This is a genomic window from Lactobacillus sp. WILCCON 0059 (assembly GCF_057197985.1).
The window spans coordinates 701,355-719,156 of the sequence record NZ_JBUBHN010000001.1 but is presented as its reverse complement, the minus strand read 5'-3'; the positions used below and the strand labels follow the sequence as shown (position 1 = coordinate 719,156).

The window sequence follows — 17,802 nt, the reverse complement described above, 5'->3', positions numbered from 1 at the left end:
AAATTATTCTTGTGTAACCTTCTTGCCAATATAAACCATAGAAAGAGTTACAAAAACATACGCCTGGATAGAGCCAATGAAGACAGAGAAACCTTGCCAGATCATTGCGAGCGGCGCAGCCAGGATTCTGGTTACAATCCCCATGCTTGGCCCCAGCTGGTTCCCGATCAGAGTCAGCAGGACTTCACCCGCAAAGATATTACCGTAGAGACGCAGTGATAACGTCAAGAAGTTGGTAAATTCTTCAATGATGTTAATTGGCAAAAGGAAACCAACAGGACGTGCATAGTTCTGCAGGTAGCCCTTAGTGCCAAATTTCTGAATCCCGAAGGTAAATGACAGAAGCAAGGTCATCATCGCGAACGACATCGTCGTCACTGGATCAGCAGTTGGTGATTTGATGACCATATAGTCACCGACTTTCACTTCCAAGAACAACCCTAGTTGATTCATGCAGAAGATGAAAAGGAACAAAACAAAGGCGTAAAGAGACAGATGTTTTTGCGCAGCCGGGTCTTCGACGTTGTCCTTGACAATCCCGTCGGTAAAATCGATCAGGTATTCCAGGACATTTTGTTTCTTGTTCGGTTTCATTTCAACTTTACGTGAAAGAGCGTAACAAATGGCAAAAACCACAATTGCCATCAAGGTCGAACCGATAATGCCAACCATGTCGACATTCAGTCCGGTACCGTTAATATTGAAGACAAGTGATTTCTCCAATTCTTCGTGACCTCCCTTCTTGTGTTGAATTCTTCGAACACGTCATTTATTGTACACCAATAAAAATGAATTGGAACTTTTGCAATCGCTTTTATTGGCGATTTTTTAATTATTTAGTCCCGAAGATCCGGTCACCTGCATCCCCCAGGCCTGGGAAGATGTAGCCATTTGGCAGCAGCTTGTCGTCAAGGGCAGCCGCATAGATGTCAACGTCCGGGTGCTCGTCTTGCACGGCCTTGACGCCTTCTGGAGCAGCAACCAGGACAGCCAGCTTGATGTCAGTCACGCCCCGCTTCTTCAAGGCTTCGATGGCCAGGTTGGCGGAACCGCCAGTAGCCAGCATCGGGTCAACGACCAGGCATTCACGTTCCGTAACGTCCTTAGGAACCTTGAAGAAGTATTCTACCGGCTTCAAGGTTTCTTCATCGCGGTACATGCCAACGACGCCGACCTTGGCTGACGGAATCATTTCCAAAACCCCGTTGACCATGCCCATGCCGGCCCGCAGGATTGGCACGATGGTCAATTTCTTGCCGGCCAGTTCCTTTTGCACCGTCTTGCCCATTGGCGTTTCGATTTCAACGTCTTGCAAAGGCAGGTCGCGGGTGATTTCGTAGGTCATCAGACCGGCGATTTCGCCAACGATTCTCCGAAATTCATTTGATCCAGTTTCCTTGCGGCGAATAATCGTCAGCTTGTGCTGGATCAATGGATGGTTTAACACAGTGAACTTTCCCATATAGTTCCTCCATTCAAAAATACCATGTCATCTCTATTATAAATAAAAAAAGAAATGGTTTAAAGCCATTTCTTTTTTAAAAGCCGTGAATTGTACAGGTTAGACATGATGGCCGCCAGCAGCCTTGTTTAACCGGTTCATGTAGGCCAGGCTTTCCTCTCCTTGTTCAAAGCCCTCTACATAAATAGTTTTAATTTCTGACCGGTCGTCAAAATAGCGGAGGCCGGCAAATAGGTTGTGGTCAGCCTCGGTCAGATTTTTGCCTAAATTGAATTTATTTTCTGCAGGCAGGGGCAATTCCTCTAAAAGGTCACTGCTTGCCATAACCCCGCAAGAAGCATCCAGGTCCAGCTTGGCAAAAGTTTCCGCCTGGTCAACCACGTAAACCTGGGCACTTGGCGCGTAGTGGCGGTATTTCATCCCCGGCGCCTTCGGCACTTCCTTGTCGCTTACCTGGCCCCGGTTGATCAAGACTTCTTCGCCTAAGACCTGGCTGATTTCTTCTGGGGTAATCTTGCCCGGCCGCAAAACGACCGCTGGGGTAACTGACAAGTCAACGATAGTTGATTCCAGGCCCACTTCAGTCTCGCCCCCATCGACGATCCCGGCAATCTTGCCCTTTAAGTCATGATAAACATGCTGAGCAGTAGTCGGGCTCGGCTTGGTTGAAGTATTGGCCGAAGGCCCGACGATCGGGTAGCCAAGCTTGGCAATCAAGTCATGGGTCAGCTGGTCGTCCGGGCAGCGGAAGGCAACCGTTGGCAGGCCCCCGGTTACAGATTCCGGCAGGGCCCCTTCTTTAGCTAAAAGCAGGATAGTCAAGGGACCTGGCCAGAAGTGCTTGATCAGCTTCTCTGCCCGCTCTGGCACTTCCTTAGCGTAAGGCCGCATCATGGCTTCGTCAGCTACGGTCACGATCAAGGGGTTGTCACTGGGCCGGCCCTTGGCCGCGTAGACCTTCTTGACTGAATCATCCCGGGTGGCCAAAGCCCCCAGACCGTAGACAGTTTCGGTTGGAAAGGCAACTAGCTCCCCTTGGCTGAGCAGGCGGGCTGCTTCATCCAATTGTTCCCGTTTAAAAATCTTGGTTTCCATCATTTCTGCCACTCCCCAAACAGCATCCGCGGCTTGCCGGCCATGTCGCGGCGGAATTCCACCTTGAAGTCCGGCAATTTTTCGGCAAACAGAGCTTTCAGCTCATCTTCCTCGCTGAAGCCAAATTCCATGAAAAAGCGGCCGCCTGGATTCAAGTGGTCTCTGACTTCTTCAGCAAACTTCCGGTAAAAGGCCAGGCCGTCCTGGCCGCCAAACAGGGCTTCTTCCGGCTCATTGGCCAGAACGCTCTTGTCCATCACGTTCTTTTCACTCGGCTTGATGTAAGGCGGGTTGGAAATGATCAGGTCAAACTTGCCCAGGCCCAGCAAAACGTTGGCCTTGCGGGTGGTTACGTCCAGGCCGTAGTCCAAAAAGTTCTCTTCGCTGATTCTAAGAGGCGTGTCCTTAATGTCGCTGGCGTAAAAATGCAGGTCCTTAATCCCCTTGCCTTCGGCTTCTTTAGCCAGGGCCACGGTAATATTGCCTGACCCGGTTCCCAGGTCCAGAACGGTGTCGCCGTCTTTTAAGTGCTCCAGGGCCCATTCAACCAGTTCTTCAGTTTCAAAGCGGGGAATGAGCACGCCTTTAGCGACCTGCAGGCGGTAGCCTAAAAACCAGGCATAGCCCAGGATGTACTGGGGCGAATCCCCTTTAGCCAGGCGCTTCATGTCTTTTCTGACCTGCTTGACTTCAGCGTCAGTCAATTCCCGGTCCTGCTTAAGTTGGTATTCGCTCGGCGTCATCCCCAGCCGCTCAGCCAGCAGAAAGTCGATTTCCTCGCTCCGGGCGCTTTCGGCCAGTTCACTGGCCTCAATCCGCATTTCTCGTAAACTTTTAGGCATTTTCAGCCAGCTCCTCTAATTGCTTGGTTTGGTAGTAAACCGTCAAAGCATCGATGATTTCGTCCAGCTCCCCGTTCATGATCCGGTCCAGCTTGTTCAAAGTCAGACCGATCCGGTGATCAGTCACCCGGTTTTGCGGGTAGTTGTAGGTTCTGATTCTTTCCGACCGGTCACCAGTGCCGACGGCGTTCTTGCGCTTGGCGTCGTACTTGTCCCGGTTCTGGCTTTCGTAGTAGTCGTAAACCCGGGATTTCAGGATTTCCATGGCCTTGGCCCGGTTTTGCTGCTGGGACCGCTGGTCTTGCATGGCCACCACGATGCCAGTTGGCAGGTGGGTCATTCTGACGGCACTGGAAGTCTTGTTGATGTGCTGGCCGCCGGCACCGGATGACCGGTAGACGTCTACCCGGATGTCCTTTGGATCAAGGTCGATGTCAACTTGTTCATATTCTGGCATGACGGCAACAGTGGCGGTTGAAGTGTGCACCCGGCCGGCTGATTCGGTTACTGGGATCCGTTGCACCCGGTGGGCCCCGTTTTCATACTTCAGCTTGGAGTAGACCTTGCTGCCGGTAATCATAATGGCTACCCGCTTGTAGCCGCCAACTTCAGTTTGTTCGCTATCGACAATAGAGACGTTCCAGCCTTGGTTTTCAGCGTACTTTTCATACATTCTTAAAAGGTCGCCCGCGAACAGGGAAGCTTCATCCCCGCCGGCTGCCCCCCGGATTTCCATGATGATGTCCTTGTCGTCGTTAGGGTCCTTTGGCAGCATCAAGATCTTGATTTCGTCTTCCAGCTTGCTGATTTCGTCTTCCAGCTCAGAGTTTTCCATCTTGGCCATCTCAACCAGCTCAGCGTCTGAACCGTCAGCGATGATTTCCTTGTTGCCGGCGATTTCTTCTTTGTCGGCCTTGAACTTGCGGAACTTCTGCACGACTTCCCGCATGTCAGCTTCTTCCTTGGTAATTTCCATGTAGCGCTTGGTGTCAGCGATGACTTCCGGGTCCGCCATCATTTCCTGAATTTCTTCATAGCGCACTTCCAAGCTTTCCAGCTGTGCCATTACATTGTCCATTTAATCAATCCTTCCAATAAAAACTAGTCTCTTGCCTGATCGGGGTGGAAATAGTGGAAGCGGCAGACCGGGTAGTAAGCCTCGTCGCCGCCAATCTGCACCTGCTCGCCCTCATAGACGGGCAAACCGTCCTTGTAGCGCAGGGCCATGGTTGCCTTGTGCCCGCAAAAGTGGCAAATCGTCTTCATCTCTTCTATTTTATCAGCATAAAGCAAAAGATACTCGCTGCCTTCAAAAAGATGATTCTGAAAATCATTCTTTAGGCCAAAAGCCATCACCGGGATGTGCAAGTCATCAACAACCTTGGCGCACTGGATGACCTGGTCCTTTTTTAAAAACTGGGCCTCATCAATCAAGACCGCCGCCAAAGGATGGCCGTCCGCTTCCTGCTCTTGCTGGTTCAAAGCCGCGATGTATTCAAAGAGGTCCAGGTCCGGCTCAATTGGCCGGGCGCTGCGGCTGAGCCCGATCCGGGAGGCCACCACGCCGCGGCCGGACCGGGTGTCAACGCTGCTGGTCAATAAAGCCACCTTGCGTCCTTGAATCTCGTAGTTGTGGGCAACCTTCAAGATTTCAATCGTTTTGCCGCTGCCCATCGCTCCGTATTCGAAAAAAAACTGTGCCATATTCTCCACCTTTGTATTAATCTCGCTCAAATAAGTATAGTGTATTTTGCAAAAGTTTAAAAGCGTCGCATTTTAGCCGCTAAACTTTCCATCTTATGGTAAGATTTATCATAGTTTTAATGCAGAATAGGAAGTTAATCATGAGTTTTAAATCCAACATCGCAACTTTTGCCGGCAAGTCCTCTTACTGGTTCCTGCACAATGTCTTAAAGGGCGGGACCAGTTTCCCCGGCAAGCTGGCCATGAAGCTTGACCCAAACGTCCTTGAGCAGCTGGGCAGGGACTACGAAACTATCATCGTCACCGGCACCAACGGCAAGACCATGACCACGGCCCTTATCACCCAGACTTTGAAGGAAAAATACGGCGACATTTTAACCAACCCGTCCGGCTCCAACATGGCCCAGGGGATCGTAACCGCCTTTTTGGCCCATGGCCAGAAAAAAGTCAGCCGGAAACTTGCAGTTTTGGAAGTTGACGAAGCCAACGTCAAGGCCGTAACCCAGTTGGTCCACCCCAAGGCCTTTGTCTTGACCAACATTTTCAGAGACCAGATGGACCGCTACGGGGAAATCTACACGACCTATGAAAAGATCGTCGACGGCATCAAGCTGGCACCTGAGGCCACCATCATCGCTAATGGTGACGCCAGCATCTTCTCTTCGGTCGACCTGCCGAATCCAAAAGTCTTCTTTGGCTTTGAAACTGACCAGGACCAGCCGCAAAACGACCTCAAGGCCGCCGTCAACACTGACGGGGTCCTCTGCCCTAAGTGCAATCAGATCCTGCACTACCACGCCATTTCCTATGCCAACTTAGGCGACTTCTTCTGTCCGAACTGCGGCTACAAGCGGCCGGACTTGACCTACAAGCTGGAAAAGATCAGTGAGCAGACCCCAAGCCGGATCAAGTTCACCATCGAAGGCAAGGAATTCGCCATCAACATCGGCGGCACCTACAACATCTACAACGCCCTGGCTGCCTTTGCCTGTGCCAGAGAATTCGGCGTTTCCGCCAATGAAATCGCGGCGGCTTTTGCCAAAAACAAGCGCATCTTCGGCCGCCAGGAACTGATCCACTACCAGGGCAAGCAGATCAACATCATCCTGGTCAAGAACCCGGTTGGCTTAAACGAAGTCCTCAGCCTGCTGGATACGGAAAAGGACCACTACAGCCTGGCTGCCCTCTTAAACGCCCACCACGCTGACGGCATCGACACCAGCTGGATCTGGGACGGGAACTTTGAAAGCCTGGACCGGTCCAAGATCGACCAGGTCATCGTCGGCGGCGAGCGGCATAAGGACATGGCCTTCCGCCTGGAAGTTGCCGGCTTTGACCCGGACAAGCTGGTCATTGAAAGTGACTTTGACCAGCTGCCGGCCGCTTTTGAAAAGGCGCCGACCGACAAGATCTACATTCTTTCAACCTACACGGCCATGCTGCACCTGCGGCAGGTCTTCGCTGAAAAAGGCGTCTTAAAGAGAAGAATCAACTAGCATAAACAAGACAAGTAAGGCAAAAAAGAAAAAGACAAAAGAATAAAAAAGCAAATTAAAAATCCCGCGGTCAGCCGCGGGATTTTTTAGATTGCCGTAGTCAAGACGGCGACTACATTGATCAAGGCAACCAAGCCGGCAAAAAAGGCCACCGCCTTGTAGGTCGCGTTTTTGCTGAAGGCAAAAAGCAGACCTTCGATTAGGGCTACGGCGAATGCCGCGATCGCGGTGATGGCATAATAGGGCGACATCCGGCTGTTCACGCGGCCCAGGATGATGATAACCAGGCCGTAAACGGCTAAAAGCAGCCAGCCCTTTTGCTTATTGCTCAATTTCATGTATTGGTCCTCTTTCTAGCGGTTTTCCTGCAAAAAAGCGTTGATGATCCGGCTGCGCATGGTCAAAAAGATCTGGTTGTGCCGGGAGGGGTGGACCCGGTTGGTCAAAAGAATCAAGCCGGACTGCTTGACCTGGTCAAACAAGACCAAGGTGCCGGTAAAACCGGTATGGTAGATGATGGGATAGTTTTCCTTAGGGTCAAAGACCAGGTTCCAGCCCCAGGACCGGGCTTTCAGGCCAGCCGGCGTCTTAACCTGGTAGAGGTCCTGGATTGTCTCTTTCTTTAATGGCAAAAGGTCACTGACCCCCATGTAGCCCTGCCCCATTTTGACCAGGTCGCTGACGGTGCTGAAAAGGCCAGCTGACCCGCACCGCCGGCCTAATTGCTGGCCCTTGGGGTCATGGACGAAGCCCTGAATGACCTGGCCGTCAACTAATTCCGTTGGCACGCACTCGTCTTTTGGCGGGGCAAAGGTCGTCTCAGTTAAGCCAGCTGGCTGAAAAATCCGCTCACTGGCCAAATCCTGGACCGCTTTGCCCGTAATCCGCTCTAAAACCAGTCCTAAGAGGACAAAATTGGTGTCAGCGTAGCGGACGACCCGGTTAAATTCGCTGGTCACCGGCAAGCCCACGATCGCCTTCATCAAGTCCGGACCGGACAAGGCATTCCGGTTTTCAATCCAGCCCCGGATGCCGGATGTGTGGGTCAAAAGGTGGCTGAGGCGGACCCGGCTGTCCTTGAATTCCGGCACGTATTTTTGCAAAGGGTCAGCAAAGTCAACCTTTCCCTCTTCTCTCAGCTGCAAAAAAGCGGCGGTCGTGGCCAAAACCTTGGTGCAGCTGGCTAAATCATAGTAGGCAAAGGGGCTCAGCTGGCTTTTGGCGGGATAGATGCTGGCAAAGCCCAAAGTCGAGGCAAAAACCTGGTCCCCTTTTAAGAGGGCGTAGTTGACTCCGGGAACAATTCTTTCAGAAACCAGGCTTTCAATCAGCAACTGGGTTTTAGGAAAATTAAGCAAGCGGCGACTCCTTTCTAAAAGGCCCGTGCGGGCAATTAGCTCTATTATACGGCAGTTTTCACCCTTTCCAAGCCAGCTTGAAAATATTTAAGACTTTTTTTGCTGGAAGCCTTGACTTTTTCTTGCAAAGAAAGCATAATAATGAATGTCGGTAATTCGAACACAAACTTCGCCCGTTGGTCAAGTGGTTAAGACGCTACCCTCTCAAGGTGGAGTCATGAGTTCAATTCTCGTACGGGTGATTTACTGCGATGTAGCCAAATTGGTAAGGCAGTGGACTCTGAATCCATAATGTTCCGGTTCGAGCCCGGACATCGCAATAATACCGAAAGGCAAGTTCCTCTGGAGCTTGCCTTTTTTTGTCCTTTTCAGAGCAAATGAAAAAGTGCTAGATCTGTCTAGCACTTTTTTACCTGTTCAATTTTCGTTACTTAGTCACGTAGGCTTCCTTGAAATTCCACTCGCTCCGCTTGCAGATCCAGCCCTTGGCGTTTGACCGGATCAGCCAGGCATCGTCTTCGTAGTAAAGCGGGATGACGCCGGCATCATCAAGCAGGATGCTTTCAGCTTCGCTCATGTCCTTAAGCCGTTTTTCCTGGTCATTGGTGTTCTTGGAAGCCGCGATCAGCTTGTCATACTGGCCGTTTTTCCAGGAGCCGTAATTAGAGCTGTTCTTGCTGGTCAAAAGTTCCAGGAAGGAAATCGGGTCACCGAAGTCAGCGATCCAGTCTGACCCGCAGATCTGGAACTGGCCGGATTCCCGCCGGGCCAAACGGGTCTTAAACGGAACACTGGTAACCGTCAATTTCAGCCCTGGCAGCTGGGTTTCCAGCATGCTCTGCAGGGCTTCGCCAGTCTTCTTGCCCCCGTCGCTGTCACTAGTCAAAAGGTTCAAGGTCAAGCTGGACTTGCCAAGCTCACTCAAGCCCTTTTGCCAATATTCCTTGGCCTTGCTTGGCTGGTACTTGTAGAGGTCTTTGGCAGATGAAGAAATCATGCTGGTGTAGTCTTCCCCGTCATATTCAGTCAAGCCCTTGGCCGTGTAGGTATTGGCCACCTGGTTGTTGCCGCCCAGGATCCGGATCAAGTTCTCCCGGTTGATGGCCAGGGAGATGGCCTTGCGGATGTTGCTGTTGGCCAGGACCTGGTTCTTTTCGTTAAGCTCCAGGTAGTAGGTCCCCCCATTAGAGAGGCTGTAGTAGTTCTTCTTGCCTTTGAACTGCTTGGTCAAATTAGAGTCCAGTCCCAAGGCATCGATCTTGTTTGACTCGTAGAGGTTGTAGGCGGTAGTCGCCGTCTTGTTGACCGTGAAGCTGATCTGGTCAAGCTTAACGCTCTGCTTGTCCCAGTAGTCCGGGTTCTTGACCAGTTTCCAGGACAGGTTGGATCCTGTCCAGCCCTTTTGGACAAAAGGCCCGTTATAAGCCATGTACTTGGAAGCCGTCCCGTACTTGTCCCCGTATTTTTTGACAGCTTTTTCTTCCTGCGGGAAAAAGACCGGGAAGGCCATGAGGTCCTTGAAATAGGCCATCCGCTTCTCTAAAGTGACGACCAGCTTATATTTGCCCTCAGCCTTAATACCGAGGCTGGAAACCGGCTTTTTGCCGTTTTGAATGGCATCAGCATTCTTGATCCCGGAGAAAAGATAAGAATACTCAGCCTCGGTCTTGGGATTGACGGTCCGCCGCCAGGAATAGACAAAGTCCTGGGCAGTTACAGGCGTGCCGTCATTCCACTGGGATTTGCGCAGCTTGAAAGTGTAAGTCAAACCGTCCTTGGAGACCTGGGCGCTGGTGGCCAGGCCCGGGCTCTGCCCGTCCTTGCTGTTTCTGTAGAGTCCTTCCATGGAGTTGATCATCTGGCTGAAACTGACCACGTCCGTGGCCTTGGACGGGTCCATCGTAGTGATTTCCCCGCCGACTGACCAGTTCAGATCCTGCTTCTTCTGACTGCTTTCCTGCTTGCTGCAAGCTGTTAACGTTAAAGCAGCTAAAGCAAGTCCAGTCAAGGCAATTTTTCTTGATGACATCTTCCTTTACCCCCTCTTACTAAAACGGTAACATAAGCAATACTCTGCTTGCTCCCCTTAAATTGTAGCACTTAATGTGCTTCTTTTATTATTTTGAGGCAAAAAAAGGTCAAATTGAATAAAAAAAGAACAAGATCCGCGGATCTTGTTCTTCTTAATTTCATTTGTGAAAAATTACAGGCGGCTTGCCAATTCGTCGTGCAAGTCTTCGTAGCCTGGCTTGTTCAAAAGGCCGAACATGTTGCGCTTGTAAGCTTCAACGCCTGGCTGGTTGAATGGGTTGATCCCGTTCAGGTAGCCGGAAATGGCAACTGACAATTCGAACCAGTAGATCAAGTAGCCCAAAGTGTGTTCGCTCTGGTCAGCGATGTTGACAGTCATAACTGGAACCCCGCCGTCAGTGTGGGCCAAAACAACGCCTTCGTAAGCGCGGTCGTTGACATAGTTCATAGTCTTGCCGGCCAGGAAGTTCAGTTGGTCCAGGTTGCTTTCGTCGTTTGGAATTTCCACGTCAGCCCGTGGGCCAGCAACGCGGACAACAGTTTCCATCAAGTTCCGGCGGCCTTCTTGGATGTATTGGCCAAGTGAGTGCAGGTCGGTCGTGAAGTTGGCGCTTGACGGGTAGATGCCCTTTTGGTCCTTGCCTTCTGATTCACCCATCAATTGCTTCCACCATTCGCCAAACATTCTGATGCTTGGTTCGTAGTTTTCCAAAAGTTCAGTAGTGAAGCCCTTGCGGTAAAGGATGTTTCTCAAGGCAGCGTATTGGTAAGGAGAGTCCTTGCTTACGTCAGGGTCAGTGTAAGCAGCCCGGGCGTCAGCGGCACCTTGCATCAAGGCGTCGATGTCGCAGCCGGCAGCAGCGATTGGCAAAAGGCCAACAGCTGACAAAACGCTGAAACGACCACCAACATCATCTGGAACTACGAATTCTTCGTAGCCTTCAGCGTCAGCTTCAGTCTTCAAGGCACCCTTTTGGCGGTCAGTGGTTGCGTAGATACGCTTGGCTGCTTCTTCCTTGCCGTACTTTTCAATCAGCTTGGCCTTCAAAACCCGGAAGGCAACTGAAGGTTCAGTGGTGGTACCTGACTTGGAAATGATGTTCAAGGAGAAGTCCTTGTCGCCCAGCCAGTTGATCAAGTCTGACAAGTAAGTGCCTGACAGACTGTTGCCGCAGAAGACAACCTTAGGATAGTCGCTCTTTTCAGCCATGTAGAATGATGAGTTCAAGAATTCAATGGCTGCTTGGGCACCCAAGTATGAGCCACCGATCCCGATCCCGATCAAAACGTCGGAGTCGCTTTGGATCTTCTTGGCTGCTTTCTTGATACGGGCAAATTCGTCCTTGTCATAGTCAACCGGCAGATCCAGCCAGCCGCGGAAGTCGTTGCCGGCACCAGTGCCTTCGCGCAATTCCTTGTCAGCGGCGTTAACCATTGCTTGCATTTCCTTCAGTTCGTTTTCGTGAACGAAAGGAGTCAATTTACTACTGTCAAAACTTACTACACTATTCATTGATTTATGCTTCCTCACTAGAAAATGTTAAATAAATCATTCACAAGATAATAATATCATTGTTGCCCTTTCATTGCTAGCTTTTATTGCGTTTTTTTACACAAATTTGACCTAGCAAAAAATAGAGCCCATAGCCCAGCAGGACCCCGCAAGCATTGAAGAAGACGTCGTCAATGTCGCTGACCCCTGTCATGAGCAAAAACTGCAGGATCTCGATCGTCACCGACGCCAGGACCCCCAGGAAAAAGACCCGGCCAAAGCAGTGCTTGACTTGGAGCAAATTGGGCAAAAGGGCCCCGAAAGGCACGAAGGCCAGGATATTGCCCAGGGAGTTATAGTAAAAGTCGACCTTGCTCTGGGCATAAACCAGTTTCCAGGTATTCTTCATGAAGACCAGGTTGATGTTGCTGAGAGGCCGGTCCCAGTGAAAATTCAGTTCCCAAGGGAAATATGAAGACCTGAAGGTCGTCAGCATCAGCACCAGGAGAAAGTAAAAGACGAAAAGCCAGAGGCCAAATTCCGACCAGAGCCCGCGCCTTTTACGGACAGCCAAGAGCCAGATGACCCGGACCAGAGCAAAGAGCAAGAAGTAAAAAATCGTCTTGTCCAGGCCCTGCAGGGTTAACTTGATCAAGGCAAAGTGATTGATCCTGGTGGCGTACTGGCTGGCTAAATAATTGTATAAAGGTGCTAAAAACAACATGCTCACTGGGTCCAATCTACTAGAGTCTGCTTAAATTATACAAGCTTTTCCGGGGGAAGAATTTTAAGAAAGCAATAACTCTGGAGAAATGTTTGTCTATTTTTGTCACAACCTTTAAAATTAAGACAGTTATTAAAGGAGAACTACAATTGAAACACAGCAAATTTCTCGGCAAATTTCAAAGCCGGACTGGCTTTTTGGCCCTCCTGGTCATCTGCTACTGGCTGAAATACCTCTTTGTCGCCTACTGCGACTTCAATCTGGGCCTGGCCAATCCTCTCCAGCACATCATCATGTGGTTCAGCCCCCTGGGCATGAGCATCATTTTGATCAGTCTAGGCTTTTACTTTTCCAAGCCTCTGGCCTCCTACATCGCCATGCTGGCCCTTGACTTTGCCAACACGGCGCTTTTGTTTGCCAATGTCCTTTACTACCGGCAGTTTACCGACTTCATCACGGTTAAGACCATGGCCAACATCAGCAAGGTCTCCCAGGGCCTAGGCAAGTCCAGCGCGGCTCTTCTTGCCCCCAGCGACATTTTAATCTGGCTGGACCTGATCGTCATCGTCATCCTGCTGGCGGTAAAAGTAATCAAGATCGACCAGCGGTCATACGGCTTTTCCAGGACTTTTGCCATTACGTCCTTCGGCTTCTTCGTTTTGGGCCTCAACATGATGGTGGCTGAATGCAACCGGCCCCGCCTGCTCAAGAACACTTTTGACCGGACTTACGTGGTCAAGTACCTGGGCATTGACGTCTTTACGGTTTATGATGCCGTTAAGAACGAATCCAGCTCCACCGTGACCAAGAATGCCTCAACCAGCGAATTGAACAAGATCATCAACTTTACCCAGCAGAACTATGCTCCAGCTAATTCCGCGTACTTTGGGGCAGAAAAAGGGAAAAACGTGATCATCATCCACCTGGAGAGCTTCCAGCAGTTTTTGATCGGCTTAAAGATCAACGGCAAGGAAGTCACCCCCTTCCTTAATTCCCTGTATAAAAACAAGCACACCCTGTCTTACAGCAACTTCTACCACCAGGTGGGCCTAGGCAGAACCAGTGACGCGGAAAACATGCTGGAAACCAGCACCTATGGGATTTCCGACGGGTCACTCTTCACTTCTTTGGGCTCCAGCAACACCTTCCAAGCTGCCCCGCAGATCTTGCGGTCAAACAGCAACTACACTTCCGCTGTTTTCCACGGCAATGTCGGCAGCTTTTGGAACCGGAACGACGTTTACAAGAACATGGGCTACAACTACTTCTTTGACAAGAACTACTTCAGCCAGGAAAGCGGGGACAGTGCCGGCTATGGGCTGAAAGACAAGCTTCTCTTCGCTGAAAGCGTCAAGTACCTGGAAAGAATGCAGCAGCCTTTTTACGCCAAGTTCATTACGGTTACCAACCACACGCCTTTTGAACTGGATACAGCTGACCAAGACCCGGACTTCAAGACCAGCTCAACCAGCGACGCGACGATCAACAACTACTTTTTGACCGCCCACTACCTGGACCAGGCCTTGAAGGAATTTTTCAGCTACTTGAAAAAATCCGGCCTCTACAATAAGTCGATGATCGTCATCTACGGGGACCACTACGGCTTGAGCAATGAAGAGTACACCACCCTTGCGCCTTTGATTGGCAAGGATCCAAAGAACTGGTCCAGCTACAACACTGCTCAGATGCAGAAGGTGCCTTTCATGATCCATGCTTCAAACTTAAAGGGCGGGATCAAGTCAACCCTGGCTGGTGAAATCGACGTCCTGCCAACCATCCTCCACCTGCTGGGCATTTCCAGCAAGCAATACATCCAGTTCGGCACGGACATTCTGTCGGCTAAACACAAACAGATCGTCGTCTTCAGAAACGGGACGGTCATCAGTCCAAAATATGTCTTGATCGGGGGCAAGACCAGCAAAGGCAATGTCTATGACGCCAGCGGCAAGCTTTTGACCAAGCTGACTAAAAAGCAAAAGGCCGAAGTCAAGAAACTGGCTGCTTATGGCAAAAAGTCCCTGTCTTATTCCGATACCCTCAACAACAAGAACCTGCTCCGCTATTACACGCCAAAGGGGTTCAGCCCGGTTATCCCAAGCGATTACAACTACAGCACTAATTACCAGCAGATGATGGACCTGATTGCGCAGCTGGGCAAGCAGTCAACAGCCCTCATCAGCCAAAAGGGCGACACCAGCAAGCTCTACAAGACTGATGCCAGTGAACTGGCCAAGCGGCAAAGCGAGATTACCCAGATCCCGGAAAGCGTTCTGTCCTCGTCCAGCTCCGCGAATGAGAGCATGACTTCTAGTTCATCCAGCTCAAGCTCAAGTTCCAGCTCAAGTAAATCCAGCAACAAGGAAACTAAATAGAGCAAAAACAGAACAAGCAAAAAGCTTACCGGCAGCAGCCGGTAAGCTTTTTAGTCGCTATTCTTTATCTTTGGACTCTTTCTTGTCCTTTTTATCGTAGTGCTTCTCATGCCCCTCATCAAAGAGAGTGATCGTAAAGGTCGAACCTTCATGCGGCTTGGAAGTCACCTTGATTTCCCCGCCATGCTGCCGGACCAGGGAAAGAACGATCGACAAACCCAGGCCGGATTCACCGGTGCCGCCGTAGCGGGCCCGGGCCGGATCAGCCTTGTAGAAGCGTTCAAAGATGTACTTGCTTTGCTCCTGGGTCATCCCAATCCCAGTATCCTGGACGCTAAAGGTTGCCCCATGCTGGAAGCGCCGGCCCCTAAGCGTGATCGTACCGTCATTGGTAAACTGGATCGCGTTTTGGGTCAAGTTTACCAGCATCTGCTTGAAGCGGTCCTGGTCAGCATAAACAGGCAGGTCTTCCGGAGCATCGAGGATGATCTTGTCCCCGTTCTTAGCCGCGTTCTGGCTCAATTGCTGCTGAACGTCATTCATAATCGTCCGGGCATTGAACTGGGACTTCATCATCTGGATCTTACCGCTTCTGATCTTCTCGTAGTCCAGGTTCTCGTTGACCAGGCGGATCAAGCGCTTGGTTTCCCGGCTCATGAGGTCAATGGACTCCGGAATTGATTCTTCTGGAATGGCGTCGTACTTCATCCCTTCCAAAAGGCCATTGATCGTGGTCAGAGGCGTCCGCATTTCGTGAGCCACGTCCTGCATGAACTGGTCCCTTCGCTCTTCCTGGGCCTTGACTTCTTCATTCGAGGCCTTCAAGGACTGAACCATTTCATTGAAGTTTTCGGCCAGGTCGTCGATTTCATCAGCGTGGCGGTGGTCAACTTGCACATCGAGATCACCGTCAGCGACCTTGCGGGCAGCCAAGGAAAGCTTCTTGATCCGGCCGGTTTGGTAGTAGGCCAGAACAAAGCTCAAGATCAGGCTGACCGCGAAGGTGATCACCAGGGCCCTGGCCAGGTTAGCCTTGGCCTGGCTGACGGTCTGCAGGACGTCCTTGACCCGGGAACCAATCATGATGGCTCCGACCACCTTCTTGTTTGACCCTGATCCTTGGATCTGGGGAACCACGACCCAGGTATAGCTTTCAGCGGCGAAAAGGCGGTTGCTCCGCTTTCTTAAGCCGTCCCGCTTTACCCGGCCCTGGATTTTCGGGGCAAGATCCCGCTGCTCGCTGCTGTGGTCGTCCTTGATCCGGACAACCTGCCCCTTTTTCAGCATCGATTTAGCTGACTTCTTTAAAATGTCATAGCCGCCAAGGGGATATGTCGTCTTAAAGTTCTTGTCCATCAAAAACAGTTTAAGATTTTCATCCCGCATGACGAAGGAAAACTTTTGCAAGAAATCCGCGGAAAAAACCGGCGGTGAATTCTTGCTTTGTGTCTTTTTAGAGTACAGCTGCAGGGTTGAAAGATTTTCGGCATAACTTTCCAAGCGCGTGTAGTTGCTTTGATAGGCTTGTTCCTTCTGGTAATTGATCGTTGAAAAGCCAATGATCATGACCGAAGTCAAGATAACTATCAAAAAACTCAGAATATGCTGATAAATCAGTTTCATGCGTTAACCTGTGAATCGTCAAACTTGTAGCCCACGCCCCAGACAGTTTGAATGATCTGCGGGCCAGACTTTTCCAGCTTCTGGCGCAGCTTCTTGATGTGGGCGTCGACAGTTCTTTCTTCACCGAAGTACTCGTAGCCCCAGACAAGTTCCAGGAGCTGTTCCCGGGAGAAGACCTGCTTTGGCTTTTGGGCCATGGTGTAGAGCAGGTCGAATTCCTTTGGCGTCAAGCCTTCAACCCGGTTTTCGTCGAAGTAGACTTCCCGCCGGCTCTTGGAGATCCGGATGTGGTTGGTTTCCAGGTCGAAGTCGTTGCTTGGGATGTTCTTCGGCAGGTTTCTTGGCTGCCCTTCCAGCATTACCCGCCGGTGCAAGGCCTTGATTCTGGCAATCAAGGCGATTGGGCTGAACGGCTTGGTTACGTAGTCATCAGCCCCGACGCCCAGGCCCAGAACCTGGTCTGATTCACTGTCGCGGGCCGTCAGCATAATAATCGGCACAGTTTCAGAAATCCGGCGGATTTCCTTGGCTACTTGAATCCCGTCCTTCTTCGGCAAGTTCAAGTCCAGAGTGATGATGTCAAAGTCCCGCGGGTGGGTCTGGAAAATTTCGACCGCTTCTTCACCGTCGTAGGCGGAAACTTGTTCCCAGCCTTCCTTCTTGAAGAACAATTCCATCATTTGTGAAACTGACTTGTCATCTTCTACCATTAAGATCTTCATTTTTTAACCCCTTAGCAAATAATTGTGCGTTCTGCACCATATTTTAATCCTAGCAAAAAAGTATCAAAAGCCGCCAATCATTCTGTGAAAAAATATTGAAAAGCCTCTTCACAAGACCGGACTAATTGCCTTAATTATATGTTTTTTTACTTAAAATCCAAAGTAAAAAAACTGCTGTTAATCGTCCTCGCTTGTCAGGAACTTGTAAACAGCCCAGGCAAAGAGAGCCGTTGGCAGCAAGCCCGGTGAAAGTTCAACCTTGAGCTTAGTCCGGCCATTTTCATTGACTTTCTGGCAGCTATATTCGCCCAGCAAAAATTGTTTGAGTTTCATTGTTGCCCCCCTGCACTCATAGTGTATTAACAGGCAATAACCATTGTCTCTACTCTTTTTATTATACTCTTGATTTGTTTGCAATTTATTGCATCTGTTATTTTATTCTGAAAAAACAGGAAAAGGCGAAAAAAGACGCGTGCATCAAGCACACGCGCCTTCTTTACTTAAACAGATGGAGATGAGGGGAATTGAACCCCTGTCCAAACGCATCCCGTCACTAATCTCTACGATCATAGTCATATTATTTAAGCTTCACCGGGGCAAAACGCCATATGACAGGGCCAAACAGCCACGGCTAACCTGTTAGTCTCTTCTTGCTTATTCAGGTGTGATAAGCAAGCGTATCCCGTAAGGTTGATACCGCAAGACCACCACGGGCAGGCAGTCTATTGGCAGCTGGGCTGAACTAAGCAGCTACAGCGTATGAGTTTTCGTTTGCAGTTAATTTAAACTGTTTAACGTTTTAACGTAGACGTAACCTACGAATCGCAACCAGCGCGGGTCTGCGCCTGTCGAATCCCAAAACATCCCCGAAATAGAGAACA

Annotated in this window: 16 protein-coding genes, 2 tRNA genes and 1 other RNA gene; 4 read left to right on the top strand and 15 right to left on the bottom strand. The window is 50.4% G+C overall.

The window, feature by feature from the left end:
• Positions 1-3 precede the first annotated feature (3 nt).
• The 6 genes from atpB to ACYVUT_RS03495 all read right to left on the bottom strand — a co-directional run bounded on the left by atpB (position 4) and on the right by ACYVUT_RS03495 (position 5,103).
• Positions 4-723: a F0F1 ATP synthase subunit A gene (atpB, locus tag ACYVUT_RS03520; RefSeq protein WP_270448249.1), complete on the bottom strand. Its 720-nt coding sequence runs from the start codon at positions 721-723 to the stop codon at positions 4-6.
• A 109-nt stretch (positions 724-832) separates the two neighbouring features.
• Positions 833-1,462, bottom strand: coding sequence for a uracil phosphoribosyltransferase (gene upp, locus ACYVUT_RS03515; protein ID WP_002880062.1), 630 nt, complete (start codon positions 1,460-1,462; stop codon positions 833-835).
• 99 nt (positions 1,463-1,561) lie between these two features.
• Complete coding sequence (locus ACYVUT_RS03510) at positions 1,562-2,557, bottom strand: L-threonylcarbamoyladenylate synthase (protein ID WP_439775791.1); 996 nt, start codon at positions 2,555-2,557, stop codon at positions 1,562-1,564.
• Entirely contained in the window at positions 2,557-3,399 is an 843-nt protein-coding gene (gene prmC, locus ACYVUT_RS03505; protein ID WP_484499962.1) for a peptide chain release factor N(5)-glutamine methyltransferase, read from the bottom strand. Before prmC ends, ACYVUT_RS03510 begins: the two co-directional genes overlap by 1 nt.
• Positions 3,392-4,477: a peptide chain release factor 1 gene (gene prfA / locus ACYVUT_RS03500; RefSeq protein WP_439775779.1), complete on the bottom strand. Its 1,086-nt coding sequence runs from the start codon at positions 4,475-4,477 to the stop codon at positions 3,392-3,394. Before prfA ends, prmC begins: the two co-directional genes overlap by 8 nt.
• A 23-nt stretch (positions 4,478-4,500) precedes the next feature.
• Positions 4,501-5,103, bottom strand: a complete 603-nt coding sequence (locus tag ACYVUT_RS03495) for a thymidine kinase (protein ID WP_439775780.1) — start codon at positions 5,101-5,103, stop codon at positions 4,501-4,503.
• Between the two features lie 140 nt (positions 5,104-5,243).
• Here ACYVUT_RS03495 and ACYVUT_RS03490 point away from each other — a divergent pair, with 140 nt between their 5' ends.
• Positions 5,244-6,599, top strand: coding sequence for a MurT ligase domain-containing protein (locus ACYVUT_RS03490; RefSeq protein WP_484499961.1), 1,356 nt, complete (start codon positions 5,244-5,246; stop codon positions 6,597-6,599).
• 86 nt (positions 6,600-6,685) lie between these two features.
• Here ACYVUT_RS03490 and ACYVUT_RS03485 read toward each other — a convergent pair whose 3' ends face one another.
• On the bottom strand, positions 6,686-6,937 hold the full coding sequence (locus ACYVUT_RS03485; protein WP_484499960.1) for a hypothetical protein: 252 nt from the start codon (positions 6,935-6,937) through the stop codon (positions 6,686-6,688).
• A 15-nt stretch (positions 6,938-6,952) separates the two neighbouring features.
• A complete protein-coding gene (locus ACYVUT_RS03480; RefSeq protein WP_484499959.1) occupies positions 6,953-7,957 on the bottom strand; it encodes a serine hydrolase domain-containing protein in 1,005 nt (334 codons plus the stop codon).
• A gap of 170 nt (positions 7,958-8,127) precedes the next feature.
• Between ACYVUT_RS03480 and ACYVUT_RS03475 the strand changes: the two genes are divergently transcribed.
• Positions 8,128-8,199, top strand: a tRNA-Glu gene (locus ACYVUT_RS03475).
• 5 nt (positions 8,200-8,204) lie between these two features.
• Positions 8,205-8,277, top strand: a tRNA-Gln gene (locus ACYVUT_RS03470).
• A gap of 107 nt (positions 8,278-8,384) precedes the next feature.
• Here ACYVUT_RS03470 and ACYVUT_RS03465 read toward each other — a convergent pair.
• The 3 genes from ACYVUT_RS03465 to ACYVUT_RS03455 all read right to left on the bottom strand — a co-directional run bounded on the left by ACYVUT_RS03465 (position 8,385) and on the right by ACYVUT_RS03455 (position 12,204).
• The gene (locus ACYVUT_RS03465) at positions 8,385-9,986 is read right to left on the bottom strand and encodes a peptide ABC transporter substrate-binding protein (RefSeq protein ID WP_484499958.1); all 1,602 of its coding nucleotides are present in this window, start codon (positions 9,984-9,986) and stop codon (positions 8,385-8,387) included.
• Between the two features lie 174 nt (positions 9,987-10,160).
• Positions 10,161-11,501, bottom strand: a complete 1,341-nt coding sequence (locus tag ACYVUT_RS03460; RefSeq protein ID WP_439775785.1) for a glucose-6-phosphate isomerase — start codon at positions 11,499-11,501, stop codon at positions 10,161-10,163.
• A 76-nt stretch (positions 11,502-11,577) separates the two neighbouring features.
• Complete coding sequence (locus ACYVUT_RS03455; protein ID WP_439775786.1) at positions 11,578-12,204, bottom strand: VanZ family protein; 627 nt, start codon at positions 12,202-12,204, stop codon at positions 11,578-11,580.
• A gap of 149 nt (positions 12,205-12,353) precedes the next feature.
• On the opposite strand from ACYVUT_RS03455, the gene ACYVUT_RS03450 reads away from it, so the two are divergent.
• On the top strand, positions 12,354-14,576 hold the full coding sequence (locus ACYVUT_RS03450; protein WP_484499957.1) for an LTA synthase family protein: 2,223 nt from the start codon (positions 12,354-12,356) through the stop codon (positions 14,574-14,576).
• Positions 14,577-14,633: 57 nt separating this feature from the next.
• Here ACYVUT_RS03450 and ACYVUT_RS03445 read toward each other — a convergent pair whose 3' ends face one another.
• The 4 genes from ACYVUT_RS03445 to ssrA all read right to left on the bottom strand — a co-directional run bounded on the left by ACYVUT_RS03445 (position 14,634) and on the right by ssrA (position 17,789).
• Positions 14,634-16,199: a sensor histidine kinase gene (locus ACYVUT_RS03445; RefSeq protein ID WP_439775788.1), complete on the bottom strand. Its 1,566-nt coding sequence runs from the start codon at positions 16,197-16,199 to the stop codon at positions 14,634-14,636.
• Positions 16,196-16,921, bottom strand: coding sequence for a response regulator transcription factor (locus tag ACYVUT_RS03440; RefSeq protein ID WP_003613569.1), 726 nt, complete (start codon positions 16,919-16,921; stop codon positions 16,196-16,198). Before ACYVUT_RS03440 ends, ACYVUT_RS03445 begins: the two co-directional genes overlap by 4 nt.
• Before the next feature lie 177 nt (positions 16,922-17,098).
• A complete protein-coding gene (locus tag ACYVUT_RS03435) occupies positions 17,099-17,254 on the bottom strand; it encodes a hypothetical protein (protein WP_439775790.1) in 156 nt (51 codons plus the stop codon).
• Between the two features lie 173 nt (positions 17,255-17,427).
• Positions 17,428-17,789, bottom strand: a transfer-messenger RNA (tmRNA) gene (gene ssrA, locus ACYVUT_RS03430).
• Positions 17,790-17,802 lie beyond the last annotated feature (13 nt).

Coding starts and splice junctions, on each gene's coding strand:
- prfA (WP_439775779.1), bottom strand. CDS start 4,477: ATGGACAATGTAATGGCACAGCTGGAAAGCTTGGAAGTGCGCTATGAA.
- ACYVUT_RS03490 (WP_484499961.1), top strand. CDS start 5,244: ATGAGTTTTAAATCCAACATCGCAACTTTTGCCGGCAAGTCCTCTTAC.
- upp (WP_002880062.1), bottom strand. CDS start 1,462: ATGGGAAAGTTCACTGTGTTAAACCATCCATTGATCCAGCACAAGCTG.
- ACYVUT_RS03465 (WP_484499958.1), bottom strand. CDS start 9,986: ATGTCATCAAGAAAAATTGCCTTGACTGGACTTGCTTTAGCTGCTTTA.
- ACYVUT_RS03485 (WP_484499960.1), bottom strand. CDS start 6,937: ATGAAATTGAGCAATAAGCAAAAGGGCTGGCTGCTTTTAGCCGTTTAC.
- ACYVUT_RS03435 (WP_439775790.1), bottom strand. CDS start 17,254: ATGAAACTCAAACAATTTTTGCTGGGCGAATATAGCTGCCAGAAAGTC.
- ACYVUT_RS03445 (WP_439775788.1), bottom strand. CDS start 16,199: ATGAAACTGATTTATCAGCATATTCTGAGTTTTTTGATAGTTATCTTG.
- ACYVUT_RS03455 (WP_439775786.1), bottom strand. CDS start 12,204: ATGTTGTTTTTAGCACCTTTATACAATTATTTAGCCAGCCAGTACGCC.
- ACYVUT_RS03460 (WP_439775785.1), bottom strand. CDS start 11,501: ATGAATAGTGTAGTAAGTTTTGACAGTAGTAAATTGACTCCTTTCGTT.
- ACYVUT_RS03495 (WP_439775780.1), bottom strand. CDS start 5,103: ATGGCACAGTTTTTTTTCGAATACGGAGCGATGGGCAGCGGCAAAACG.
- prmC (WP_484499962.1), bottom strand. CDS start 3,399: ATGCCTAAAAGTTTACGAGAAATGCGGATTGAGGCCAGTGAACTGGCC.
- ACYVUT_RS03510 (WP_439775791.1), bottom strand. CDS start 2,557: ATGGAAACCAAGATTTTTAAACGGGAACAATTGGATGAAGCAGCCCGC.
- ACYVUT_RS03440 (WP_003613569.1), bottom strand. CDS start 16,921: ATGAAGATCTTAATGGTAGAAGATGACAAGTCAGTTTCACAAATGATG.